The following is a 23,342-nucleotide window of genomic DNA, read 5'->3' as shown; positions in this document are numbered from 1 at the left end:
AAACCAGTAAAACAGACCTGCATGTTCACCGACATGCCGTTTTCGGCCATATTTAGATCAAAACGCATTTTCATGCACTGCGGACACAAAAAAACCGGCTCGAGGCCGGTTTTTTCTTCATCGATCAGTCCCGATCAGCTTCCCGCGCCCTTGAGCACGGTCACCGTGCGGCGGTTCTGCGACCAGCAGGAAATGTTGTCGCAGACGGCGACGGGGCGTTCCTTGCCGTAGGAAATCGTCGAGATCCGGTTGGCCGGGATGCCGCGCGAGACGAGATAGTTCTTGGTGGCCGTGGCGCGGCGGGCGCCGAGCGCCAGGTTATATTCGCGCGTGCCGCGTTCATCGGCATGGCCCTCAATGCGGATGGCATAGCTGGTGTAGCGCTGCAGCCACTGCGCCTGCTTGTCGAGCGTCTGGGCGGCGATCGGCGTGATCGCAGCCGAATCGGTCTCGAAATAGACCGTGTCGCCGACATTGAGGTCAAAATCCTGAACGCTTCCGGCGGAAGCGACGCCCGCATTGGCGCCCGCCATGCCCTGGCCGGTGCCCGGCAGATTGCCATCCTGCTTGGATGCGCAGCCGGCAAGGCCAAGCGCCATGACCGCGCACAGCGCGACAATAGCAGGCCTCATCGTCCTTTTCCTGGAAAGGCCTTCAACTCCAAGCATGGCTCGGCTCATTACCGCTCTCCTTCAAGCGTTCCAATCAAGTGTCCGACATCATCGGGTCGGCTCAGATACGCGATTTTTCTACCGTGACGGCCGTGCGCTGATTGCATCATGCGCACCTGCCGGCTTTGACGAAATGACCTAGCAAATCGCCGTTAATCCCCCCTCAACGAATATCGTTAACAAAGGGTAAATGCGAAGTCGGAAACCCTCAAGCGCCGCTATTCGAGAAGCGGCGACCAGGCCGGATCGGAGGCGAAATCAGGCGTCGAAATCCGCTGTTCATTATAGCCTGTCAGGTCGATGGAATAAAGGTGCGGACCGCCCTCCCCGGCATTCTGCCGGAAGAACATCAGCACGCGGCCATTCGGCGCCCAGGTCGGACCTTCATTGTGAAAGCCGGTGGTCAGGATGCGCTCGCCGCTGCCGTCCGGCTTCATCACGCCGATCGAGAACTTGCCCCCGGATTGCTTGGTAAAGGCGATGAGGTCACCGCGCGGCGACCAGACCGGCGTCGAATAGCTGCCGTCGCCGAATGAGATGCGGTGCTGGTTCGAACCATCGGCATTCATCACGTAAAGCTGCTGGCGACCGCCGCGATCGCTCTCGAACACGATCTGGTTACCATCGGGCGCATAGGACGGCGAGGTATCGATCGCGGCCGTGCTCGTCAGGCGCGTGGTCGCACGGGTCCTCAGATCCATCGTGTAGATATTGGCATTGCCGTCCTGCTGGAGGCTCATGATGATGCGCTGGCCGTCCGGCGAAAAGCGCGGCGCGAACGTCATGCCGGGGAAATTGCCGACGACCTCGCGCTGGCCGGTTTCAAGCTGCAGCAGATAGACGCGCGGCTGGTCGTTCTCATAGGACATGTAGGTGACTTCCTGCCGGTTGGGCGAGAAGCGCGGCGTGAGCACCATGTACTGGCCGTCGGTCAGCATGCGCACATTGTAGCCGTCCTGATCCATGATCGCGAGCTGCCGCTTGCGGTCGGTTTTCGGTCCGCTTTCGGAAACATAAACGATACGGCTGTCGAAATAGCCCTGTTCACCCGTCAGCGCCTGATAGATCGAATCGGCGATGATGTGGGCGACGCGCCGCCAGTTGTCGGGCTGGGTATAGAATTGCTGGCCGATGATCTGCTGGCCGGCATAGGTATCCCACAGCCGGAACTCCGAACGCAAACGGCCGTCCGCCTCGCGAGTGACGCGGCCGACAACCAGCGCCTCGGCGTTGATCAACTGCCAGTCCTGGAAGCGCGGCGTCTGGTCGGGGTCGTTGATCTGCTGGATGAAGGCCGAGCGGTCGATCGGCTTGAACAGGCCGGAGCGCTGCAGATCGGCGGCGATCACGCCGGAAATATCAGCGCCCAGCCCGTCATCGGAAATGAAATCGGTGATCGCGATCGGCAGCGGCTGGACATTGCCGCGCGAGATGTCGATCTCGACCAGCGCATAGGCCGGTGCCACGAAAGCGAGGCCGAGGCCGGCCCAGGCGACAGAAAGAAATACGAGACAGCGTTTGAGCATGACAGGTCAGGCCTTTCAGCGTTGAGTGCGACGGTCTGATGCGGCGGGCTGGCGCCCTCCGCTTTCCTCCGGTTATCCGTTAAAGCATCTGGCTCGGGTCAAAGTTCACGATAACCTCGCTCCAGGCGTCATATTTTTCCGGCGGAAGTTGGACGAAGGGCGAGGATTTCAGCACCGCGCGCCGCGCGCCGCCGGCGAGAATCCGCCGCGCGCTCTCGCTGCCGCCGGTTGCCGTCACCTCGGGCGTTCCGACAATCGCACCGGATGGATCAAGCTTCATGTGTATGCGTATGCGCACGCCTTCCGCGCCGTCAAGCCCGGCAAGGATCGACCAGTTGCGCTGGATCTGGCCGCGCAGCGCGTCGAGTTCGCTCTGGGAAAGCTGCGCGGAATTGCTGGGGCGCTGCGTGCCGAGGGCCGCCGGCGTTTCCGTGCGCCGCGCGCCGCCGCCGGTCGCCTCGGTCCGGTTCAGGAGCGCGGCGATGTCGTCGACATTGAAGTCGTCGGTTTCCGTGGAAGCCGTCGTCTGGCTGTCGGTTTGCGGGGCTTGCGCCGTGCGGGTCTCGCGCAGCGCCGGCTGCGCGGGACGGCGCGTCGGCAGGGGCGCCTGATCCGGGAAAGCCAGTTCAGGCTCAGCCGGCTCGGCTGGCGGAGCGGGCTCCGGTTCGGGCGCACTGGCCTCGGCCGGCTCCGGCGTTGGCGCGGGTGCTGGCTCGGGCGTTTCAACGGCTTCCGGCTCGGGCGCAGGTTCTGGCGCCGGGGTCGGCTCGGGCGCAGGTGCAGGCTCGGGTTCAGGCGTGGGCGCCGGCTCTGGTGTGGGCTCGGGACGCTGTGCGGGTTCGGGCACAGGCGGCGGGGCCTCCGCGACGTCCTGCTGCGGCGCAGGCTCCGGCGTTTCGGCGGCGGAAGGCGTCGGCAGCGCCGCCTGCTCCTGCTCCACATTGTCAGGCGTCGCCTGTTCCGCCCTGTTCAGGTCGATCTCGTTTTCGCCGACATTCTGCGCATCCGCCACCTGGTCCTGACGCCGCGTCGGGACGGGTGCTGCGATCTCGGCTAGCTCCGCATCCTGATCGCCTTCCTGCACCTGGGTGATGTCCTGAACCGGGATCAGCGTCACCGGCAGGGCATCGACATCCGCCACTTCCATGGACGGCGGCGAGCCGAGCAGAAACACTGCCCAGCCGATGACCAGACAGTGCAGAACAAAAGAAATGGCGATGCTGCGCGTCATGGCGGAAAATCAGCTATCCTGTTCCTGCAGGGTCACCAGGCCGATATTCTTGAAACCCGCCGCCGAAATCCGGGCCATCACCCGCATCACCGTGCCGTAATCGGCATTGGCGTCGCCACGCACATAGATGCGCTCGGAATAGCCGGTCGTCGCGATCGCCTCGAGCTTCGGCACGACCTCGTCGATACCGATCTCGGTTTCCTGAAGATAGATCTGGCCTTCCGGATTGACCGAAATCGTGATCGGCTGGGTATCGGAATTGAGCGCCTGCGCCTGCGTTTCCGGCAGGTCGATCGGCACGCCGACGGTCATCATCGGCGCGGCGACCATGAAGATGATCAAAAGCACGAGCATGACGTCGACGAGCGGCGTCACGTTGATTTCGCTGACGGGGCCGCGCCGGGCGCGTCTTCGTCCCCGGCGGCTGCCGCCCGAGGCACTTGTTCCTGCGGTCATTCCCATATCGCTATCTCCCTCGGATTATTCCGCGGCCGGGCGCGACTGGAGTTTCTCGTCGATCTGACGCGACAGGATCGCGGCGAACTCGTCGGCAAAGCCTTCCATGCGGCCCACCAGCTTTCCGGAATCAGCGGAGAACTTGTTGTAGGCGACAACGGCGGGAATGGCGGCAACGAGGCCGATGGCGGTTGCCAGAAGCGCCTCGGCAATGCCGGGGGCGACGACGGCGAGATTGGTCGATTTCGAACCGGCGATCGCCTGGAAGGAGGTCATGATGCCGACAACGGTGCCGAAGAGACCGATAAAGGGCGCTGCCGAACCGGTGCTGGCGAGGAAGCCGAGGCGGGCCTCCAGCTTTTCCGATTCGCGCTGGATGGCGACATCCATCGCCTTTTCCACGCGCATCTGCAGGCCGACGGGGGCACGCGCGCCGCGCTCGAAGGATTTTTTCCACTCGCGCATGGCAGCCACGAAAACCGCCGACATGCCGGACGTCTTGCGCTCGGAAAGATTCGAATAGAGTTTTTCCAGCGAGGTGCCGGACCAGAAGGCATCCTCGAACTGGTTATAGGCGCGGCGTTCCTTGTTGTAGGCGATGATCTTCTCGATCACGATCGCCCACGTCCAGACCGAGGCGGCGATCAGGCCGATCATGACCAGTTTGACGATCAGTCCGGCCTGCATGAAGAGCGCCAGAAGGCCGACATCGGCGTGTGCTGCTTCCAACCCAAGCTGTTCCATGTGACGTAAGTCCTTGAATATATGGGCCCGTTTGACCGGGCGGGTACGGTTAGAGCCGCCTGCGAGATTAAGTGTTCGGTTTGCGATGGGATTGCGAAGCTTCCGCATATTAGTTTCATCTCGTATAAAAACGTGGTGAAACCTAGGCAAAACCGCCCGAAATCCCGCTTCTCACATGAAACATGATCATGGTTAACGCCCGGTTACCAGAGGGCCGAAACCCCTGAAATCCATGGCGCGCGCCGAGGATCACGCCACCCCGCAGGGCGATGGCGGAATTCCTTCACATAATACTCATGTTTTAGCAAGCCCGATGCAGCAGGCTCAGGCCTGATCTTCCCTTGCCTGCAGCAATGTCGCCGCCAGATCGTCCGGCATCCGCCGCGCGCGGCCGTGTTTGTTGATAACGACCACGGTGACCGTTGCGGTCGTCAGAAGCACGCCGGCAGCGGAGATCGACTGCTCCAGCACCATGCGCGCTCCGGTCGCCCGCGTCGTTTTCGTGGTGATCTCCAGAATATCATCCATACGCGCCGGCCGGATGAATTTGAGGTCCATGTGATGGACGGCGAAGGCCAGCCCTTCCTCGTCGATCGTGTGCAGCGTGCGCTGCTCGACGCCAAGGCAGCGCAGGTAGTCGGTGCGGCCGCGCTCGAGGAAATGCAGGTAACGGGCGTGATAGACGACGCCGGAAAAGTCCGTGTCCTCGTAATAGACCCGCTGACGCAAATGGTGCTCGCCATTCTCAAGCCAGCCACACAGATCCGGACCATCTTTTGAACGTTCTTCTGTCATATCGGACCCCGCATCAGCTGATTTCGCACTTTCCTAACGCATCGGCCCGAAAATCGAAATCGATTTTCGGAAAGCACGATGCGTAGACTCAATATGTTAGAGCGTCCTTTGTGCGTCCGAATGGACGCACGGCGCTCTAGTACCGCCGATTGCTCGATTGCAACGGCAAAATGACCGCTTCAGAGGTCGTCGGCGCGGCATTGCGAGAGATTGCGTAAAAAAACCATTGCATTTATGTCATACTGGTTTCGGTTAACACCGAATTTCACTGCATGACAAAACGGATCGGAGTGGCTCCATGAAAATTGCGGTTATGGGCGGAGACGGGTTCATCGGATGGCCGACGTCGCTGCATCTGTCAGATGCCGGACACGAAATCCATATCATCGACAACCTGTCGCGGCGCTGGATCGACACCGAGCTCGGCGTTCAATCGCTGACGCCGATGGACTCCATCCAGGAGCGCACCCGCATCTGGCACGCGGAAACTGGCCGCCGGATCCATTTCCACCTGATCGATCTCGCCAAGGACTACGAGATCCTGAAGAAATGGCTCGCCGAAGAAAAGCCGGACGCGATCATCCATTTCGCCGAACAGCGCGCCGCCCCCTATTCGATGAAGTCGGACCGGCACAAGAACTACACGGTCGACAACAATGTCAGCGCGACGCACAATCTTCTGAACGCACTCGTCGAGATCGGTCTCGATTCCCACATCATTCACCTCGGCACGATGGGCGTCTATGGCTATTCGACCGTCGGCGCGGCGATCCCGGAAGGCTATCTGCCGGTGGATATCGAGGCGACGACCGGCGAGAAGGTCAGCCAGGAAATCCTCTATCCGTCGAACCCCGGCTCGATCTACCACATGACCAAGTGCCTGGATCAGCTTCTCTTCGCCTTCTATGCCAAGAATGACGGCCTTCGCATCACCGATCTGCATCAGGGCATCGTCTGGGGCACGCACACCGAGCAGACCAAGCGCCATCCGCAGCTGATCAACCGTTTCGACTATGACGGCGATTACGGCACGGTGCTGAACCGCTTCCTGATACAGGCGGCAATCGGCTATCCGCTGACCGTCCACGGCGTCGGCGGCCAGACCCGCGCCTTCATCCACATCCAGGATTCGGTGCGCTGCATCGAGCTCGCGCTCAACAATCCGCCGGAGAAGAACGCCCGCGTCGAGATCTTCAACCAGATGACCGAGACCCACCGGGTGCGCGATCTGGCGAAGATGATCTCGGAGATGAGCGGAACCGAGATCGCCTGGCTGCCCAACCCGCGCAAGGAGGCGCCGGAGAACGACCTGATCGTCAAGAACGACAAGTTCCTCTCCCTCGGCCTCAACCCGACGACGCTGAAGGAAGGGCTTCTGGAAGAGATCGTCGATATCGCCAAGAAATATGCCTATCGCGTCGACCGCAAGCGCGTTCCGGCCGTTTCCGCCTGGACCAAGGACATTGCCACCAAGATCAACCGCGATCCCGAAGGCAAGTCGCTGAAATCGGTTTCTTGATTTGATGCCTGATCCTTCAAACGAAGGCGTCCGCCGCAGCGCGGACGCCAAGGCTCCGTTCGCCTTCGTCACGCTTGTCACCAACGCAGACTATGCGATGGGTGCGCTGGCGCTTGCCCGCTCGATCCTTCTCACCGGCACGCCGGCCGATGTCGTCGTGCTCTTCACCGGCGGCACGCCGGAGGAGAGCCTGAAACAGCTCGAAGATATCGGCTGCCGGATGATCAGCGTCGACCATCTGCCCTTGTCGGATGCGTTCAACGCCCGCCATGCGCGGCGCGAAGTGCATGGCAATGCGCCCTTCACCAAGGGCCGCAAGCCGGACTTCCACACGCCCCTCGACAATTTCTGCAAGCTGAGGCTCTGGCAGCTTGTCGAATATCATGCGGTCGTGTTTATCGATGCCGATGCCATCGTCTTGAAGAATATCGACAAGCTGTTCTTCTATCCGGAGTTTTCGGCCGCGCCGAACGTCTACGAGAGCCTTGCCGACTTCCACCGGCTGAATTCCGGCGTCTTCGTCGCCCGCCCGGATCTTGCGACCTTCGGCGCCATGCTCGAAGCGCTCGATGCGCCGGAGGCCTTCTGGCGGCGCACCGACCAGACCTTCCTGCAGACCTTCTTTCCCGACTGGCACGGCCTACCGGTGTTCATGAACATGCTGCAATATGTCTGGTTCAACATGCCGGACCTCTGGAGCTGGTCCGATATCGGCGTCTTGCACTTCCAGTACGAAAAGCCATGGGAAGAGGACCATCCGCGCGCCGAAGCGCTCAAACCGCTGATCGATCTCTGGTGGGCCTATTTCGACGGTGACCGGATCCCCGATATCGCAACGCTCGAGAACCCGAAAAAACCAGCATGAAACACCTGCTCGTCAGCGGAGGAACCGGACTTGCCGGCCGCTACATCGTGGAAGAATGCCTTGCGGCGGGCCACAAGGTCACGGTTGCCGGCCGCAGGGCTCCGGCCGACGGGCTGTTTTCCCCGGCCGTCGGCTACCGGCCGCTCGACCTTGCGGCAGGAAAGCCAGACGGTGCGCTGTTCGACGGCATCGACGTCTTCGTCCATGCCGCCTTTTCCCATGTGCCGGGGCGCTATCGCGGCGGCGAGGGAGACGATCCGGCGGGCTTTCTCAGGCTGAATGTCGACGGCAGCGTCGCCCTGTTCGAGGCCGCACGGCAGGCCGGCGTAAGGCACTGTCTCTTCCTCTCAAGCCGCGCCGTCTTCGACGGCTATCCTGCGGGAACGGCGCTTTCCGAGACGCTTGCGCCGGAACCGGCAAGCCTTTACGGCAAGGCCAAGCTTGAGGCGGAGAAGGCCCTTGCCGCCCTTGCAGCGCCCGGTTTCGTGCCGGCGAGCCTCAGGGCAACCGGCATTTACGGCGACCTCTACCCCAACAAATGGGAGAGCCTCTTCTCCGATTATCTGGAGGGCAGGACGATCTCGCCGCGGGCCGGAAGCGAGCTTCACGGCCGCGATCTCGCCGGCGGAGTTCTCGCCGTGCTCGGCGCCCACATTCCCAAGGTCTCCGGCAAGGCGCTTAACGTCTCAGACATCGTGGTCGACAATCACACCATCCTGGCGCCCTTAAAGGCAGCGCTTGCCTCGCCCCACCCCTTGCCCGCGCGCGCCGACCATGACCAGGTCAGCGTCATGGCCACAAGCCGGCTGAATGCGCTCGGCTGGCGAACGGGCGGCATGCCGCTCTTCTCGGCAACGCTACAGACCCTGGTCGAAGGATTTCTGGCCCGTCATCCCGGTTCGTGATCAACGCGAATTTGATCTGAACATCCTTTGACACTATCTCCGGCATGCTATCGTGCCGCGCCCAAGACTGAAATGACCAACAGGATTTCTCAATGAGCCGCTTTGACCTCATCATTTTCGACTGCGACGGCGTTCTCGTCGATTCCGAATTTCTCGCCGCCCAGGTGGAATCCAGGCTATTGAGCGAGGCCGGCTACCCGATCACCGCCGGCGAGATCGGCGAACGCTTTTCGGGCCTGACCTTCCGCGACATCCTGATTGCCGTGGAGAAGGAAGCCGCCATTCCGCTGCAGGCCAGCCTGATCGAACAGCACAAGACCATCCTCGATGAGCGGCTGAAGCGCGAGTTGCAGTCGATCCCGGGCGTGCGCGAGGCCGTGGACCAGCTTTCCGAGCCGCGCTGCGTCTGCTCCAATTCGACGGAAGACCGCATCAAGGCGATGCTGACCAAGGTCGGCTATATCGACCTGTTCAAGCCGAACATCTTCTCCGCCGAAAGCCTCGGCCCCGACCGGGTCAAGCCGAAGCCGGACGTCTTCCTGCACGGCGCGGAAAAGATGGGGGCGCGGCCTGAGAACACGCTGGTGATCGAGGATTCGGTTCACGGCGTCACCGGCGCCAAGGCAGCCGGCATGCGCGTCGTCGGCTTTACCGGCGCGTCGCACACCGGACCGACCCATGCCGACAAGCTGACCGAGGCCGGCGCCGAGACGGTGATCCATCGCATGGAAGACCTGCCGGCAGTCGCGACCGCGCTTCTGGAATGGTCGGACGCCGTTTGACGGCGTCCGCGTCCGGTTCCGGCTATCTGTCGATCCCGATCCTGACCCGAGTGTTTTCGCCGGCGGTGACAGGAACCGGCAGGTCATTGGCGCGGAACAGGAACTGGGTCGAAAGACCCTCGGCCGGCAGTTCGACCTCCTGGACCGTGACCTTGTCGTAAAGCGCGACATCGCCATCGACCACTTCGACGCGCACGGGCACCTTGTAGGTGCCGGGCCTGGCCTTCGGACCGCCGATCAGGCGGCCGGCGACGGCGACCTGCAGCACAAGCTGATCCCCCGTCGGCGCGACTGTGCAGGTGCGCGTATATTCGGCAAGAGAGGCCTGGTAGACGAGGTTTTCGGGCGAACTGGAACTGGCGGGCGAATAGACGCGCCTGAAGGCCTGGTCATCATCCAGCATCGCCTGCGGGCAGATGCGCGAGAGCGCCGTCAGATTGATGCCCGGGGTGATCGGCTGGGCGGGCTGGGGCTCCGGTTCCGGGGTGGCAGTGGAGCAGGCCGCGAGGCCGGAAAGGGCCAGAACAGCAGCCAGGCGGCGGGTAGTGCGAAATGACACGGCGAGTATTCCTTTCCTCTCTCAAGGGCTTTTCAAGCCCTCCGGCTTTGTTCTATATCAGCGCGAACGCAAGAATTCGATGTCTGGCATGACCCGCAGGCACGAGGCATACCCGAAGCCCTTCCGTGATAACCGGTAAGGCCAAAGCGTGCCACAAGCTAGACATTTTCAGGAACCTGGCAAGCACAAAGGGGCTATGCGTGGACTATATTTCGACGCGGGGAGACGCCCCGACCCTCGGTTTCTCGGACGCGCTTCTCGCAGGACTTGCAACGGATGGCGGGCTCTACCTGCCGCGCGATTGGCCGAAGATGTCGGCCGACGACATAAGGGCGCTGCGCGGCAAGTCTTATCAGGAAATCGCCTTTGCCATCATCAAGCCGTTTGTCGGCGGCGAAATCCCCGATGCTCGCCTCCAGGCCATGATCGAAGAAGCCTATGCCACCTTCAGGCATGCAGCGGTGGCACCGATCATCCAAAGCGGTGCGAACCGCTTCACGCTTGAACTGTTCCATGGCTCGACGCTCGCGTTCAAGGATGTGGCCATGCAACTCCTGGCGCGGCTGATGGATTACGCGCTCGAACAACGTGATGCGCGCGCCACGATCGTCGGCGCGACCTCGGGCGATACCGGCGGCGCTGCAATCGACGCCTTTGCGGCCAGCACGCGCACCGACATCTTCATCCTCTTCCCGCACGGCAAGGTCTCGCCGGTGCAACAGCGGCAGATGACCACGCTCGGCGCCGCCAATGTTCACGCGATCGCCGTCGAAGGGCATTTCGACGATTGCCAGAACCTCGTCAAGGCGATGTTTGCAGACGGCGGTTTCCGGGACGAGGTGAAGCTCTCCGGCGTCAACTCGATCAACTGGGCGCGGATCATGGCGCAGGTGGTCTATTATTTCACCGCCGGCATTTCGCTCGGCGCGCCGGACCGCGAAATCGACTTCACCGTCCCGACAGGCAATTTCGGCGACATCTTCGCCGGCTATGTCGCGCGGCAGATCGGCCTTCCCGTCGGCCGGCTGGTGATCGCCACCAATGAGAATGACATTCTCGCCCGCGCGCTCGAGACAGGGCGCTACGAGATGCGCGGCGTCGAAGCCACGACCTCGCCGTCGATGGACATCCAGATCTCCTCCAATTTCGAACGTCTTCTGTTCGAGGCGAGCGGGCGCGATGCCGGCTATGTTCGCCGCGCGATGGCAAGCCTCAAACAATCCGGCGCCTTCGATATAGAGGAGGACACGATAGCGCGCATTCGTCAGGTTTTTGACGCAGGCCGCACCGACCAGAGCCAAGCGGCAGCCGAGATCGCACGCACGCTTGAAGAGACCGGCGTGCTGATTGACCCGCACACGGCGGTGGCCACGGCGGTCGCGCGCGCCTACCAGGCGACAAACCCCATGATTGTGCTCGCAACCGCCCATCCGGCGAAGTTCCCGGCGGCCGTAAAATCGGCGAGTGGTATTGACCCGGCGCTTCCGGCATGGCTTGCTGGCCTGATGGACAAGGAGGAGCGTTTCAGTGTCCTTCCCCCCGATCTCGACACGGTGGAAGCGTTCGTTCGCAACGGACTGAACACTGGAAGCCAACGATAGGAAACAGGATCGCATGACAGTAGAGTACACCCGACTGCCGTCCGGGCTGACCGTCGTAACACAGAACATGCCCCATATCGAAAGCGTGGCGATCGGAACCTGGATCAAGTCGGGCTCGCGCAACGAACTTCAGAATGAACACGGCATCGCCCATCTTCTCGAACACATGGCGTTCAAGGGCACCAAGCGCAGGACCGCGCGCCAGATCGCCGAGGAGATCGAGAATGTCGGCGGCGAGGTGAATGCCGCGACCTCGACGGAGACGACCTCTTATTATGCGCGCGTCCTGAAGGACCATCTGCCGCTGGCAGTCGATATCCTCGCCGATATCCTCACCAACTCCGCCTTCGACGAGGAAGAACTCGCGCGCGAGAAGAACGTCATCATGCAGGAGATCGGCGCGGCGAGCGACATTCCCGATGACGTCGTCTTCGACAATTTCGCCGGCGCCGCCTATCGCGACCAGATGATCGGCAGGCCGATCCTCGGCACGGCGGAAACGGTGATGGGCTTCAACCCCGACGATATCCGCCGCTACCTTGCCCGAAACTATACCACCGACCGAATCTATATCGTGGCAACCGGCGCGGTCGACCACGACGCCTTCGTGCGGCTGGTCGCCGACCGCTTCGCAGCCCTGCCGCAGAAACCGGAGACGCCGCCGCTCGTCGAGCCCGCCAACTATACCGGCGGCGAGGCGCGCGAGATGCGCACGCTTTCCGATGCGCAGGTCATCCTCGGCTTCGAGGGCCCGGCCTATCATGCCCAGGACTTCTACTGCTCGCAGATCCTGGCGAATGTGCTTGGCGGCGGCATGTCCTCGCGCCTCTTCCAGGAAGTGCGCGAGATCAGGGGCCTTTGCTACTCCGTCTACGCCTTTCACTGGGGTTTTTCGGATTCCGGCGTGTTTGCCGTACACGCGGCGACCGGCGGCGACCAGCTTCCCGAACTCGTCCCCGTCATCATCAACGAATTGCGCCAGGCCGCCGAGAAAGTCGATCCCACCGAAATCGAGCGTGCCCGGGCGCAGATCCGCGCCCAGCTTCTGATGGGCCAGGAGAGTGCCGCCGCGCGCGCCGGACAGATCGCCCGCCAGGTCATGCTCTGGGGCCGGCCGATCCCGAACGAGGAAATGATGATGCGGATCGAGAACATCACGCCCAAGCGGCTGACAGATCTTGCCGGTCGCGCCTTCTACAATGCCCGCCCGACGCTTTCCGCGGTCGGTCCGATCGAGCAGCTCGCGCCCCTCGAGGAGATCGTGGACAGCCTCTCCTTCGAGGAAAAGAAGGCAGCGGGCGCTGGTGTCTGAAAACGGGATGGCGAGCGATGAACGCGGTATCGTTCTGATGTGCGGCGGCGGCAGGCCAGTTGAGCGGAGACAGTCAGTTGTTCGCCTTGTTTGCCGCGCCTAGAACATTGCGGCGACGCCGATTCGCCATTCAGTCCGAAACGCACCTGCTGCGCCTTCCGCGCGCTTCCGACTATCATGACTGGCGGCAACTGCGCATGCGCAGCCGGTCTTTCCTGCAGCCGTGGGAACCGCTCTGGAACGTCGACGACTTGACCGAGCGTCTCTTCCGCAGACGCATTGCCCGTCTCAACAGCGAGTTCGATGAGGGCAGCAGTATCCAGCTCTTTATTTTCCTGAAGGAGACAAACACGCTTGCCGGCGGAATCACCATCGGACTGATCCGGCGCGGCGTCGCTCAAATGTGCATGCTGGGCTACTGGATGGGCGAGCCCCATGCCGGCAAAGGCCATATGTTTGCCGCACTTCAGCTTGTAATTCCCTATATCTTTCAAGAGTTGAGGTTGCACCGCATCGAGGCCGCCTGTATCCCCTCAAACAACCGCAGTGCTTCGCTGCTGCAAAAGGCAGGCTTCACCAAGGAGGGGCATTTGCAAAAATACCTTCGCATCAACGGCCAGTGGCAGGATCATCACCTTTATGCCCTGCTGAAAGATGATCACGAAGCCAAAGGGAATTGAAGAGCGAAGATGCGCATGCCTCCAAACCTCAGCCGGATCGGCCGACACGCCCTTGCCATTCTTGTCCTGGCCATGGTTGTCCTGTCCCAGGCCATCCCGGCCCTGGCGCTTGAGCCGGTCGAGGTTTCGCGCGGCGATATCGCGATCGACCTGACCAATCATGTCGACCTCTACCCCAATGAAGGCAGTGTGCTGCAGATCTCCACGGTTCCCGATGCCAACGGCATCAGGCGTCGCATCGAGGTGCGCTCCGGCAATGCCGGACATTCGGGCGACTGGGCGGTCTTCTCGCTCGCAAACATCTCCGACGAACAGCTTGAGCGCCTGATCGTCGCCCCGCATTTCCGCCTGCCCGGCTCCGGCATGTTCTGGCCGGACCTCGGATCGGCGCGGATCGCGGCGATCACGCCGTCGGAAGGTTTCGCGCTCAACCGGGTGACAAGCGACGATGCCGATGTGTTCTCGATTACGCTCAATCCCGGCGCGGTCATCACCTTCGTGGCGGAACTCGACACCGCCGAACTGCCTCAGCTCTATCTCTGGCAGCCGGAAGCCTACAAGGATACGGAAAACGCCTTCACACTTTACCACGGCGTGGTGCTTGGCATTGCCGGCCTGCTGGCCGTTTTCCTGAGCATCCTTTTCGTGGTGAAGGGGACGTCCGTTCTGCCAGCGACGGCGATGCTGGCCTGGTCGGTGCTGCTATACGTTGCGATCGATTTCAGCTTCCTCAATCAGCTTATCCCGCTCTCACCCGGCGATCTGCGCATCTGGCGGGCAAGCGCCGATGTGGCGATTGCCTTCAGCCTGGTGGTCTTCCTGTTCACCTATCTGAACCTGGCCCGCTGGCACGCCCAGCTCGGCTATGCCGCCGCGGCCTGGGGCGTGCTGCTCATGGCGCTTTTCGGCCTGGCTCTGTTTGATCCTTCCGCAGCAGCCGGTATTGCGCGCATCTCCTTTGCCGCGACGGTCCTCGCCGGCATCGTGCTGATGGTCTATCTCAGCCTTCGCCGTTATGACCGCGCGATCCTGCTGATGCCGGCCTGGGCGCTGATCGTTGCCTGGCTCTTTGCCGCCTGGATGACGGTGACCGGGCGCGTGGACAATGACATCGTCCAGCCCGCGCTTGACGGTGGGCTTGTGCTGATCGTGCTGCTGCTCGGATTTACCGTCATTCAGCATTCCTTCGCCGGCGGCGCCTATCAGCCCGGGCTGTTTTCCGATCTTGAGCGTCAGGCGCTTGCCCTTCTCGGTACGGAAGCAACCGTCTGGGACTGGGATGTGGGACGTGACCGGATCGTCACCGAACCGGATTTCGCGCCCAAGCTCGGCCTCTCTCCCGGCACGCTCAACGGTCCTGCCCGCTCATGGCTGCAATATCTGCACCCGGGAGATCGCGACCGGTTCCGCTCCACGCTCGACCTGTTTCTCGAATGGCGGCGCGGCAGGCTGAAGCTCGAATTCCGCATCCGCGCCAATGACGGGCATTACCACTGGATGCTGATCCGCGCGCGGCCGGTGCTTTCCACCGACGGCGAGGTGATCCGTTGCGTCGGTACGCTGACAGACCAGACCGACCAGAAGGTCAGCACCCAGCGCCTGTTGCAGGATGCCGTCGTGGACAATCTCACGGGGCTGCCCAGCCATACCATCCTGATCGACCGGCTGAGCTATCTGATCGCCATGTCGAAGACCATGCCGGACATGCGGCCGACGCTGATCGTCGCCGACATCGACCGGTTCAGCGACATCAACGAAACGCTCGGCTTTGCTGCCGGCGACAACATCCTGATCGCGCTCACGCGCCGGATCCAGCGGCTGCTGAAACCCGAGGACACGCTGACCAGACTTTCGGGCAACAGTTTCGCCATCGTGCTGCAATCGGAGACCGAACCCGATGCCGTCGCGGAATTCGCCGATGCGCTGGTGGCCGCAATCGATGTGCCGATTACGTTCGAGAACCGCGAGATCGCTCTGAGGGCTTCCATCGGAATCGCTTCCTGGCATGACGCGCCCGAATCGGCAGAAGTTTTCCTGGAGGATGCACGGCTTGCCATGCTGCGCGCCAAGCGCATGGGCGGCAACAAGGTAGAGACCTACCGACCCGCATTGCGCATGCTTGATGACGAACGCAAACGCGTCGAGGCCGATCTCGGGCGCGCCATCGACCGCAAGGAAATGTCGGTGTTCTACCGCCCGGTCATGCGCCTGGAAAACCACAGGGTGGCCGGATTCGCCTGCGTATTGAGCTGGAAACATCCCCAGCGCGGCGAGATTTCGACTGGGGAGATCTTCGAGATCAGCCGCGAGGCGGAGCGTTCAGCGGAACTGGTGCTCTATACCGTTCGCCAGGCCCTGGAAGATCTCTCCGCCTGGCAGCAGACCTTGCCTAAGGTCCGCCCTTTCGTGTCGATCGAACTCAACTGCACTGAGATGCTGAGAACCAGCACACTGATCGAACTGGAGAGCCTGGTGCGCCAATCGGAAAACGCGCCGCGCCAGGTGGTCTTCTCCATTCCCGAGGATGTCGTCCAGAAAGCGCCCGAACAGGCCAAGCTCGCGCTCCAGTACCTGCGCACGATCGGCGCGGGCGTGACGCTGTCCGGCTTCGGCAACGGTCACGGCTCGCTGACACTGCTCAAGGGTTTCCGCTTCGACGCGACCTATGTCGACAATGCCGTTTTCAAGCAGAATGGCGAGACACAGACGGATGTGGTCAAGGCCTTCACCGAACTGGCCTCGAGGCTCGGCACCTCCGTCGGCGTCACGGATGTCGCAATCGAGGTTGACGCGCAGGCGCTTGGAGATGCCGGCTGCACCTATGCCAGCGGCCCGCTCTACGGCGCTTCTGTCGCAGCCCCGACAGCGCTTCGCCTGCTCAAGGAAGTCGCCGCCGCCGAGGCTTGAAAAACATCGGGCGGCCGGTCCTGAGCTGCAGCGCGGCAGCCGACCGGGCGCAATGCCTCAGTCCTCGCTCATCTGCCGGATCAGCAGGGCGAAGACGAAATCGAGCTTGCGGATGATCTCGAGCGTCAGCACGAAGGGATAGAAATCCTTCTGGCCCATCGATTTGTGGATGGCGTTCATCGCGATGGTCAGCGGCACCCAGGCATCGGCCAATCGCTTTCCGCTTGCGCATTTGTAAGGGTCGCCGAGCGGTTCCAGGCTGGCATCGTCCAGCATCAGCCCGAAGGCGCGAGCGGTTTCCAGCGTATCGACGATATGCAGCGCATGGGCGAAGCTTTCGGCAAAGTCCTCCCAGGGGTGCGTCGAGGCATAGGCGCTGACGTAATTGTCCGGCCAACCGGCCGGCGGCCCGTTTTCATAATGAATCTGCAACGCTGCCTGGTAATCCAGTCGCTCGTCTCCGAAAAGCGCGCGGAATTCCTCAAGCCTGCCGCCATCCCGCACCAACCGATCCCAGACATAATGGCCGACCTCGTGGCGGAAATGGCCGAGCAGGGTCCGGTAGGGCTCGTTCATCTGCTGGCGCGCAATCTCGCGCGTGACGTCGTCGGCCTCGGCAACGCGCAGGGAAATCAGGCCGTTTTCATGCCCGGTCATCGCCGGCTGAAGATTGCCGCTCGGATCGAGCCTATCCTCGAGAAAATCGAAGACCAGCCCGCAATCGGGATCCTCGGCGCGCGTCGGCGTGTCGACATCCCAGCGCAGCAGCGAATAGAAGAGATGGCGCTCAGCCGCCACGATCCTGCCGAAACGGGCAAGGCCGATTTCGGTGCTCGTGTCCGGGATAAGGTTGTTGTGCCGGCAGGACGGGCAGAAGGGCTCGTCGCTGCCTTCCGGCAGCAGCCAGTTGCAGACGTTGAACTGGGCGTTGTCGCAGAAGCGGAACTGCCGCCCGGTTTCGTCGGCCTTGTGCCAGTTGACCGCATCCACCGGCTTCAGGGCATACATGGCAATCGTATCAGGATCGAAACCCAACCGATGCCCACAGGCGACGCAGACCTCGTTGTCGAAATAGATGGCTTGGCGGCAATGGTCGCATTCAAATATCTTCATGAGAACCTCACAGTCGCGACCGCGCTCATCAGCGGCCGACAGCGTCCGGTAAACGGAAATGCCGCCGATTTGTTTCAGGCATGCCCGACATTGGAGGAGAGAGAGGACGGACGCACGCCCATGGAGAACAGCGCGCGCTCATATTTGCTGTCGAGATCGCGGTCGAACAGCAGATCCTCGATCGCCGGACAGGTGAGCCAGTCGTTGTTGGCGATCTCGCCTTCGAGCTGTCCGGGCGCCCAACCGGCATAGCCGAGCACCAGAATTGCCTTGTCGGGCCCTTTGCCGGCGGCAACCGAACGCAGCACGTCCAGCGTGCCGGTCATGAACAACTCGTCGGTGATCGGAATGCTGCCGTCGCCGGCATAGTCGTCGGAATGGAGCACGAAGCCGCGGCCGGGCTCCACAGGTCCTCCGCACAGAACGGGGAAATCTCCGATCCCCGGCGCGGAAAGATCCGGCATGCCCTCGCCGACCAGCTTGAGCTGTTCCAGCACTTCGGGAAAGGTCACGGACTGGGCGCGATTGATGACGAAACCCATCGCGCCATCTTCGGAATGGGCGCAGATATAGATCACGCTGCGTTCAAAATCGCTTTCCGCAAGTTGCGGCATGGCGATCAGGAACTGGCCGTCGAATGGGCCCCGCTCGCGCCCTGTCATCAGGTTGTCAAACAAGTCGGCCTCCAGCAAAGTGTTCGCGCCGCTTTCGAAGTTCATCGTAGGCATAGGAGCAACATGGGGCAAGGTCACGCAATGTTCAAATCAATTTGTCCGAAAAGACAAAGACGTGCGTGGCGGCGGATGGGCGCCTGCGCTAAATAGACCGAATGCAACGCTGGATTTATCAAATTTCTGCCGCCGCTATTCTGGGCCTTCTCTCCTGCGCTTCGGCGATCCACGCGCAAGCGGCCGCAACGCCGTGGGCGGAGGACATGGGCGGACGCATGCGCGTCATCGTCACGCCGCCGGCAAGCGACGGCACGATCAGGGCCGCTCTGCAGGTCGAGCCGGATCCGGGCTTCATCACCTATTGGCGCGAGCCTGGTGAAAGCGGCATACCTCCGCAGATCGACGTCACCGGGACGGACGGCGTCCGATTTCAGGCAATTGAATACCCCGTGCCGAAGAGGCTGAAGATCGCGGCGGCAACCGACATGGGCTATGACGGCCCGGTGACCTTTCCGCTGGAGCTGAAGGCTGAACCCGGCACTCTTCCGGCCCTCACAGTCTCGGCCTTCATCGGGCTCTGCAAGGATATCTGCATCCCCTTCCAGGCAAGTTTCGAAATTGCCCCCGAAGAAAAGGCCTTTGAGGAAACGCCCGTCGAAAGAGCCATTCTGGCCGTCGCCCGCGCGAGCCTTCCCGAAAAGCCCTCGGCGGATTTCCAGGTTGATGATGCGTTTGTGGGCCCCGACTTCATCCGGATTTCGCTCACCCTTCCCGATGTGGATGCCGCACGCGAGATCACTCTCGCCAACAGCAGCGGCTATATTGTCGAAGCGCCTGCCGGGCGGCTTGCGGACGGGCATTACGTTATCGACATTCCCCTGTCCGCCCTGCCGCAGGATGCCGATCCGGAACACGGAGACTGGCTGTTACTGGCGAAATCCGGCGATCGCACCATGGAAACACCGCTTGTCATCGCCCGCATGCGACCCTAAGTCCTCATTACGCCTTTTCAACAAACGCAAAGAGGATTTCAAGATGCCGATTGCCAAGGGAGACACCCTGCCTTCCGCGACCTTCATGGAACTGACGGAAAACGGGCCGGAGAAAGTCGCAAGCGATGAATTCTTCAAGTCGAAGCGGGTGGTGCTGTTTGCCGTGCCGGGCGCCTTCACGCCCACCTGCTCGATCAACCATCTGCCCACCTATCTGGAAAACCGGGACGCCATCCTCTCGCGCGGCGTCGACGAGATCGCTGTCGTCGCCGTCAACGATCCATTCGTCATGGGCGGCTGGGCCAAGGCAACGGGCGGCGAAGGCAAGATCCGTTATCTCGCCGACCCCGACGGCGCGTTCGCAAAGGCTCTGGGCATGGAGCTCGACCTTTCGGGCGGCGGGCTGGGCACCCGCTCCAAGCGCTATTCCATGCTGGTCAAGGACGGCGTCGTCGAAGAGCTGAACGTCGAGGACAATTCCGGCGAGGCCACGGTTTCGGCCGCCGCAACCATTCTCGGCCAGCTCTGATCGTTTTGGCCGGGCCGCAGGTTTTCCTCCGGCCCGCCCGCACATCCAGACACCCAAAAAGGCACGCCCGCGCCTGGCTGACGGCCCGGGCGCCCGCTTCCGGCCAGCCGAGATTGCAATGATTTATTTGTTTCAATCTTTGAGAGAGCTGATCTAGAATGCAGCAAACGGAAATGGCTGCGATGAGGCTTGGAGCACGGAAATCGGTTCGCGGGATCGGCACGGCGGTCCTCGTTGCGGCCCTTGTCGTGACGACGCCTTTTGTCGTGCCGAACGGCATTGATGCCGTTCGGCTGCTCGCAGAGCGCAACGACCCGGTGGCGATCACCGACTACCGGCTGGACCGGCTGGCGCCGGCGCAATACGAAGTGGCGATGTTGGAGGCGCTTGCGGACGATGACCCGGACCTTGCAGCAAGCGTCATGGCGCTCGCCGACAACCGCGACATTCCCGTAGACGGCGCGCTGCGCGATCGTATCGAAGTCGCCGTCTCCAACGAAAACAGCCTCGGCAACCGGCTCTCGCAACTGTTCGAGGGGGCTCTGACCGGCCGTCCCGACAGCACGGCAGGCCTGATCGGCGCGGTTGCCACCGACCTGACGACGGTCGGCGACGTGCGCGACATCATCATCGAGGGCGACGCCTATCTCTCCGGCGAGGAATACGACCCTTTCATCCTCGGGATATCGGTCGCAGGTCTGGCGATTACCGGAGCCGTGATCCTCTCGGCGGGATCGGCGACGGCCGCCAAAGTGGGCACCAGCGCGCTGAAGGCGGCAGGCAAGACCGGTGCGCTGACGGCGCCGCTGAGACGCTCCTTCACCCGCCTCTCGCGCCAGGCCGTCAACGCGCCCGCCCTGCGCACGGCCGTGCCCATGCTCAAGCGCGGCAATGTGCCGGCCGCAAGCCGCGCTCTTTCCTCTTCGCTCAATGCCAAACCGCTGATGCGCATGCAGGACGCCGCGGCCAATGTTGGCACAGTGATGACCAAGCAGGGTCTCAGGGCCGGAACGGACATGCTGAAGGTAGCCGACACGCCCGCCGACCTCGGCAAGCTCGGCAAGCTTTCCGCGCGGGTCGGCAAGCGCTTCCGCGCTGTCCTGCTTCTTCTTGGATCCGGCGCCATCACCCTTGGAGGGCTTTTGCTCAGCGCGGCAAGCTGGACGGCCTCTTTTGCCGTCTGGCTTGCGGGTGCGGCCTATTTCGGCTTTCGCCTGCTCAGGCTGTCGTGGCGGATCGCGCTCTTGCCTGCGGGAAGACTGATCGTGCGCCTCGTCGCGTGATGTCTCAAACCTTCATGTCGAAGACGAGAAGACCCGACATGCCGCCTGCTGCAGCCGCCACAATCTTCTCACCGACGGCCTTGTGATCTGGATGGTCGAGATAGGCATCGCGCGCCGCGGCGTTCTCGAAGGTAACGGCGAAACCGTCTCCGTAGCCGCTGTCGAGCCCTTCCGGCGAAACATTCGGCCCCGCCTTCACATCGACGATGCCGTCGATGATGCCCTTGAGCGCGGCGATGCCGGCATAGATCGCTTCCTTCTCGGAGGCAGTGACCTCCTGTCGAAACCGTATGAAAACACAATGCAAGATCATGAACATCCTCCATGGCGGCAAGGGCGCCCGCGCCATTACCGGCCTTTCTTATATGGTTCCATCCCCTGACGCGCCAGTTCGTCCGCGCGTTCGTTTTCCTCGTGGCCGGCATGGCCCTTCACCCAGAAAAGCGTAACCTCATGGCGATTGCGCTCGGTCTCGAGCGCTTGCCAGAGTTCGGCATTCTTGACAGGCTTCTTCGCAGCCGTTTTCCAGCCGTTCTTCTTCCAGCCATGGATCCATTTTCCGATCCCGTCCTTCAGATAGACGCTATCGGTATAAAGCGACACCGCGCAAGGCTGTTTCAGCGCCTTCAGCGCTTCGATCGCCGCCATCAGCTCCATGCGGTTGTTGGTGGTAAGCGCCTCGCCGCCCGAAAGCTCGCGCTCCTTGTCCCCGTAGCGCAGCACGGCGCCCCAGCCGCCGGGCCCGGGATTGCCGGAACAGGCCCCGTCGGTGAAGATCTCGACCTGCTTCATGCTCATGACAGCCCGTATTCGCCGGCGCTTTTCACCGAGCGATGGAAGCGCAGATAGCGCAGATATTCCAGCGGGTCCTTCTTGACCACCAGCGCGCCCTCCGGCGTCGTCAGCCAGTCGTAAAGCCTCGTCAGGAAGAAACGCAGCGCCGAGCCGCGCGCCAGAAGCGGCAGCGCCTCGATCTCGGCGGCATTCAGCGGGCGCACGCTCTGATAGCCCTCGATCAGCGCCCGCGCCTTGGTGACGTTAAAGGCGCCGTCCTTTTCGAAACACCAGGCATTGAGGCAGATCGCCAGATCATAGGCGAGGAAATCATTGCAGGCGAAATAGAAATCGATCAGCCCCGAAAGTTCGTCGCCGATGAAGAACACATTGTCGGGAAAGAGGTCGGCATGAATGACACCTTCCGGCAGGTCCACCGGCCAGCGGTCCTCAAGCAGCGCCAGCTCGTCGGTAATCTCGTTTTCAAGGCCCGGCTGAACCTCGTCGGCGCGCGCGGCGGACTTGTCCCACAGATCGACCCAGCCCTTCAGCGACAAAGCGTTCTCGCGCCGGATATCAAAGTCATGGCCGGCGATGTGCATGCGGGCAAGCGCCGCACCCAGTTCGCGGCAGTGTTTCGCCTCGGACTTTCGAAGCCACATGCCTTCCAGAAACGAGATCAGCGCGGCGGGCCTGCCGCAGAGTTCACCGTAGAGCGCGCCATCGGAGCGCGGCAACGGCAGCGGGCAGGAAATGCCCCGCTCGGCCAGGTGCTGCATCAGCCCGAGGTAGAAGGGCAGGTCGTTTTCATCGACCCGCTTTTCGTAAAGCGTCAGGATCAGCGGAAACCGGTCGGTGTGAAGCAGGAAGTTCGAGTTCTCGACGCCCTCGGCAATGCCCTTGAAGGACAGGAGCGTTCCGGCGTCGTAGGCCTGAAGGAAGTCCTTCAGCTCGACCTCGTTGATGTCGGTATAGACGGCCAATGCAAATCCCCGATGGAAAATCTGCTGCTGGTTTTCACGATGGCCGCGCCGCTGTCAAGCAAACGCGTGTCGATGAAGAACTGCGAGCCCCAATATTCTTTCCAGCACGCTCCGACATCCTCGCGCGCGCGGCAGGTCTGCCAGATCGCGATATCGCCGATGAGATAGACACAGGAAGCGCCGATCACCGCAACGGCAAGCCCCCAGCGCACCATGCCGCGCTCTATCCGGTATCGCCCGCCATGAAGACGTATATACCAGAACAGCTTGAAATCGTCGGCAGTGTCGGATGGATGCCTGGTGAGAAGCCGGACAAGATCAATCGGCGGGTTCACTCTCCAGGTCACAACACCGATGACGAAAATCATGAGAGCAACCGTTGCAATCGCATAAGCGAGCATCTGGAGCGCGAGAAGAACACCGTACATCCCTGCCCTCCCTAGT

24 protein-coding genes are annotated in these 23,342 nt (G+C 62.1%); 11 read left to right on the top strand and 13 right to left on the bottom strand.

Annotated features, from left to right (window positions below; genetic code table 11):
- Positions 1-134: 134 nt before the first annotated feature.
- The 6 genes from pal to ybgC form a co-directional block, all read right to left on the bottom strand.
- On the bottom strand, positions 135-680 hold the full coding sequence (gene pal, locus GGR30_RS10760; RefSeq protein ID WP_425488350.1) for a peptidoglycan-associated lipoprotein Pal: 546 nt from the start codon (positions 678-680) through the stop codon (positions 135-137).
- A 209-nt stretch (positions 681-889) separates the two neighbouring features.
- Positions 890-2,197 (bottom strand): Tol-Pal system beta propeller repeat protein TolB, encoded by a 1,308-nt coding sequence (gene tolB, locus GGR30_RS10755; RefSeq protein WP_183486081.1) that lies wholly within the window; start codon positions 2,195-2,197, stop codon positions 890-892.
- Positions 2,198-2,276: 79 nt separating this feature from the next.
- Positions 2,277-3,428, bottom strand: a complete 1,152-nt coding sequence (locus GGR30_RS10750) for a hypothetical protein (protein WP_183486079.1) — start codon at positions 3,426-3,428, stop codon at positions 2,277-2,279.
- A gap of 9 nt (positions 3,429-3,437) precedes the next feature.
- Positions 3,438-3,890 carry a protein TolR gene (gene tolR, locus GGR30_RS10745; RefSeq protein WP_138748324.1) on the bottom strand — a complete coding sequence of 151 codons (453 nt, stop codon included), beginning with the start codon at positions 3,888-3,890 and terminating at the stop codon, positions 3,438-3,440.
- An 18-nt stretch (positions 3,891-3,908) separates the two neighbouring features.
- Positions 3,909-4,628 carry a protein TolQ gene (tolQ, locus tag GGR30_RS10740; protein ID WP_138748323.1) on the bottom strand — a complete coding sequence of 240 codons (720 nt, stop codon included), beginning with the start codon at positions 4,626-4,628 and terminating at the stop codon, positions 3,909-3,911.
- 324 nt (positions 4,629-4,952) lie between these two features.
- On the bottom strand, positions 4,953-5,423 hold the full coding sequence (ybgC, locus tag GGR30_RS10735; RefSeq protein WP_183486077.1) for a tol-pal system-associated acyl-CoA thioesterase: 471 nt from the start codon (positions 5,421-5,423) through the stop codon (positions 4,953-4,955).
- A gap of 298 nt (positions 5,424-5,721) precedes the next feature.
- On the opposite strand from ybgC, the gene GGR30_RS10730 reads away from it, so the two are divergent.
- The 4 genes from GGR30_RS10730 to GGR30_RS10715 all read left to right on the top strand — a co-directional run bounded on the left by GGR30_RS10730 (position 5,722) and on the right by GGR30_RS10715 (position 9,494).
- Positions 5,722-6,942 carry an NAD-dependent epimerase/dehydratase family protein gene (locus tag GGR30_RS10730; RefSeq protein ID WP_183486075.1) on the top strand — a complete coding sequence of 407 codons (1,221 nt, stop codon included), beginning with the start codon at positions 5,722-5,724 and terminating at the stop codon, positions 6,940-6,942.
- Between the two features lie 4 nt (positions 6,943-6,946).
- Entirely contained in the window at positions 6,947-7,807 is an 861-nt protein-coding gene (locus GGR30_RS10725; RefSeq protein WP_183486073.1) for a glycosyltransferase, read from the top strand.
- Positions 7,804-8,712, top strand: a complete 909-nt coding sequence (locus GGR30_RS10720; protein WP_183486071.1) for an NAD-dependent epimerase/dehydratase family protein — start codon at positions 7,804-7,806, stop codon at positions 8,710-8,712. Before GGR30_RS10725 ends, GGR30_RS10720 begins: the two co-directional genes overlap by 4 nt.
- 92 nt (positions 8,713-8,804) lie before the next feature.
- Entirely contained in the window at positions 8,805-9,494 is a 690-nt protein-coding gene (locus tag GGR30_RS10715; protein WP_183486069.1) for an HAD family hydrolase, read from the top strand.
- 22 nt (positions 9,495-9,516) lie between these two features.
- Here the strand turns inward: GGR30_RS10715 and GGR30_RS10710 are convergent, their stop codons facing one another.
- Positions 9,517-10,053: a hypothetical protein gene (locus GGR30_RS10710; protein ID WP_183486067.1), complete on the bottom strand. Its 537-nt coding sequence runs from the start codon at positions 10,051-10,053 to the stop codon at positions 9,517-9,519.
- Positions 10,054-10,253: 200 nt separating this feature from the next.
- Between GGR30_RS10710 and thrC the strand changes: the two genes are divergently transcribed.
- From thrC to GGR30_RS10690, 4 genes are all read left to right on the top strand, one after another.
- The gene (gene thrC / locus GGR30_RS10705) at positions 10,254-11,654 is read left to right on the top strand and encodes a threonine synthase (RefSeq protein WP_183486065.1); all 1,401 of its coding nucleotides are present in this window, start codon (positions 10,254-10,256) and stop codon (positions 11,652-11,654) included.
- 13 nt (positions 11,655-11,667) lie between these two features.
- Complete coding sequence (locus tag GGR30_RS10700) at positions 11,668-12,966, top strand: M16 family metallopeptidase (protein ID WP_183486063.1); 1,299 nt, start codon at positions 11,668-11,670, stop codon at positions 12,964-12,966.
- A 77-nt stretch (positions 12,967-13,043) separates the two neighbouring features.
- On the top strand, positions 13,044-13,646 hold the full coding sequence (locus GGR30_RS10695) for a GNAT family N-acetyltransferase (protein WP_425488355.1): 603 nt from the start codon (positions 13,044-13,046) through the stop codon (positions 13,644-13,646).
- 15 nt (positions 13,647-13,661) lie between these two features.
- The gene (locus GGR30_RS10690) at positions 13,662-16,553 is read left to right on the top strand and encodes an EAL domain-containing protein (RefSeq protein ID WP_183486061.1); all 2,892 of its coding nucleotides are present in this window, start codon (positions 13,662-13,664) and stop codon (positions 16,551-16,553) included.
- Between the two features lie 57 nt (positions 16,554-16,610).
- Here the strand turns inward: GGR30_RS10690 and GGR30_RS10685 are convergent, their stop codons facing one another.
- Both GGR30_RS10685 and GGR30_RS10680 read right to left on the bottom strand, forming a co-directional pair.
- Positions 16,611-17,666, bottom strand: a complete 1,056-nt coding sequence (locus GGR30_RS10685; RefSeq protein WP_183486059.1) for a zinc-binding metallopeptidase family protein — start codon at positions 17,664-17,666, stop codon at positions 16,611-16,613.
- A gap of 74 nt (positions 17,667-17,740) precedes the next feature.
- Positions 17,741-18,328 carry a YqgE/AlgH family protein gene (locus GGR30_RS10680; RefSeq protein WP_425488354.1) on the bottom strand — a complete coding sequence of 196 codons (588 nt, stop codon included), beginning with the start codon at positions 18,326-18,328 and terminating at the stop codon, positions 17,741-17,743.
- 167 nt (positions 18,329-18,495) lie between these two features.
- Here GGR30_RS10680 and GGR30_RS10675 point away from each other — a divergent pair, with 167 nt between their 5' ends.
- From GGR30_RS10675 to GGR30_RS10665, 3 genes are all read left to right on the top strand, one after another.
- A complete protein-coding gene (locus tag GGR30_RS10675) occupies positions 18,496-19,329 on the top strand; it encodes a protein-disulfide reductase DsbD domain-containing protein (RefSeq protein WP_183486055.1) in 834 nt (277 codons plus the stop codon).
- 43 nt (positions 19,330-19,372) lie between these two features.
- Complete coding sequence (locus GGR30_RS10670) at positions 19,373-19,858, top strand: peroxiredoxin (RefSeq protein WP_183486053.1); 486 nt, start codon at positions 19,373-19,375, stop codon at positions 19,856-19,858.
- Between the two features lie 173 nt (positions 19,859-20,031).
- Entirely contained in the window at positions 20,032-21,141 is a 1,110-nt protein-coding gene (locus GGR30_RS10665; protein WP_183486051.1) for a hypothetical protein, read from the top strand.
- Between the two features lie 4 nt (positions 21,142-21,145).
- Here the strand turns inward: GGR30_RS10665 and GGR30_RS10660 are convergent, their stop codons facing one another.
- Genes GGR30_RS10660 through GGR30_RS10645 form a run of 4 tightly spaced genes read right to left on the bottom strand, consistent with a single transcriptional unit; the run spans position 21,146 to position 23,326 of the window.
- Positions 21,146-21,454: a Dabb family protein gene (locus GGR30_RS10660; RefSeq protein WP_183486048.1), complete on the bottom strand. Its 309-nt coding sequence runs from the start codon at positions 21,452-21,454 to the stop codon at positions 21,146-21,148.
- A gap of 35 nt (positions 21,455-21,489) precedes the next feature.
- A complete protein-coding gene (gene rnhA, locus GGR30_RS10655; protein ID WP_183486275.1) occupies positions 21,490-21,933 on the bottom strand; it encodes a ribonuclease HI in 444 nt (147 codons plus the stop codon).
- A 2-nt stretch (positions 21,934-21,935) separates the two neighbouring features.
- The gene (locus GGR30_RS10650) at positions 21,936-22,898 is read right to left on the bottom strand and encodes a homoserine kinase (RefSeq protein WP_183486047.1); all 963 of its coding nucleotides are present in this window, start codon (positions 22,896-22,898) and stop codon (positions 21,936-21,938) included.
- Positions 22,862-23,326, bottom strand: coding sequence for a hypothetical protein (locus GGR30_RS10645; protein WP_183486045.1), 465 nt, complete (start codon positions 23,324-23,326; stop codon positions 22,862-22,864). Before GGR30_RS10645 ends, GGR30_RS10650 begins: the two co-directional genes overlap by 37 nt.
- Between the last annotated feature and the right edge of the window lie 16 nt (positions 23,327-23,342).

Source organism: Martelella radicis (assembly GCF_014196625.1).
Taxonomy (GTDB): Bacteria; Pseudomonadota; Alphaproteobacteria; order Rhizobiales; family Rhizobiaceae; genus Martelella; species Martelella radicis.
The sequence above is the reverse complement of the archived record's forward strand: the minus strand, read 5'-3'. Positions and strand labels throughout refer to the sequence as shown.

What these genes read in the sequence shown, in the direction of transcription:
- ybgC (WP_183486077.1), bottom strand. Translation starts at nt 5,423, where the DNA reads ATGACAGAAGAACGTTCAAAAGATGGTCCGGATCTGTGTGGCTGGCTT.
- tolQ (WP_138748323.1), bottom strand. Translation starts at nt 4,628, where the DNA reads ATGGAACAGCTTGGGTTGGAAGCAGCACACGCCGATGTCGGCCTTCTG.
- GGR30_RS10690 (WP_183486061.1), top strand. Translation starts at nt 13,662, where the DNA reads ATGCCTCCAAACCTCAGCCGGATCGGCCGACACGCCCTTGCCATTCTT.
- GGR30_RS10680 (WP_425488354.1), bottom strand. Translation starts at nt 18,328, where the DNA reads ATGACAGGGCGCGAGCGGGGCCCATTCGACGGCCAGTTCCTGATCGCC.
- pal (WP_425488350.1), bottom strand. Translation starts at nt 680, where the DNA reads ATGAGCCGAGCCATGCTTGGAGTTGAAGGCCTTTCCAGGAAAAGGACG.
- GGR30_RS10660 (WP_183486048.1), bottom strand. Translation starts at nt 21,454, where the DNA reads ATGATCTTGCATTGTGTTTTCATACGGTTTCGACAGGAGGTCACTGCC.
- GGR30_RS10670 (WP_183486053.1), top strand. Translation starts at nt 19,373, where the DNA reads ATGCCGATTGCCAAGGGAGACACCCTGCCTTCCGCGACCTTCATGGAA.
- GGR30_RS10700 (WP_183486063.1), top strand. Translation starts at nt 11,668, where the DNA reads ATGACAGTAGAGTACACCCGACTGCCGTCCGGGCTGACCGTCGTAACA.
- GGR30_RS10720 (WP_183486071.1), top strand. Translation starts at nt 7,804, where the DNA reads ATGAAACACCTGCTCGTCAGCGGAGGAACCGGACTTGCCGGCCGCTAC.
- rnhA (WP_183486275.1), bottom strand. Translation starts at nt 21,933, where the DNA reads ATGAAGCAGGTCGAGATCTTCACCGACGGGGCCTGTTCCGGCAATCCC.
- GGR30_RS10715 (WP_183486069.1), top strand. Translation starts at nt 8,805, where the DNA reads ATGAGCCGCTTTGACCTCATCATTTTCGACTGCGACGGCGTTCTCGTC.
- tolB (WP_183486081.1), bottom strand. Translation starts at nt 2,197, where the DNA reads ATGCTCAAACGCTGTCTCGTATTTCTTTCTGTCGCCTGGGCCGGCCTC.
- GGR30_RS10645 (WP_183486045.1), bottom strand. Translation starts at nt 23,326, where the DNA reads ATGTACGGTGTTCTTCTCGCGCTCCAGATGCTCGCTTATGCGATTGCA.
- tolR (WP_138748324.1), bottom strand. Translation starts at nt 3,890, where the DNA reads ATGGGAATGACCGCAGGAACAAGTGCCTCGGGCGGCAGCCGCCGGGGA.
- GGR30_RS10750 (WP_183486079.1), bottom strand. Translation starts at nt 3,428, where the DNA reads ATGACGCGCAGCATCGCCATTTCTTTTGTTCTGCACTGTCTGGTCATC.
- GGR30_RS10725 (WP_183486073.1), top strand. Translation starts at nt 6,947, where the DNA reads ATGCCTGATCCTTCAAACGAAGGCGTCCGCCGCAGCGCGGACGCCAAG.
- GGR30_RS10675 (WP_183486055.1), top strand. Translation starts at nt 18,496, where the DNA reads ATGCAACGCTGGATTTATCAAATTTCTGCCGCCGCTATTCTGGGCCTT.
- GGR30_RS10730 (WP_183486075.1), top strand. Translation starts at nt 5,722, where the DNA reads ATGAAAATTGCGGTTATGGGCGGAGACGGGTTCATCGGATGGCCGACG.
- GGR30_RS10685 (WP_183486059.1), bottom strand. Translation starts at nt 17,666, where the DNA reads ATGAAGATATTTGAATGCGACCATTGCCGCCAAGCCATCTATTTCGAC.
- GGR30_RS10665 (WP_183486051.1), top strand. Translation starts at nt 20,032, where the DNA reads ATGGCTGCGATGAGGCTTGGAGCACGGAAATCGGTTCGCGGGATCGGC.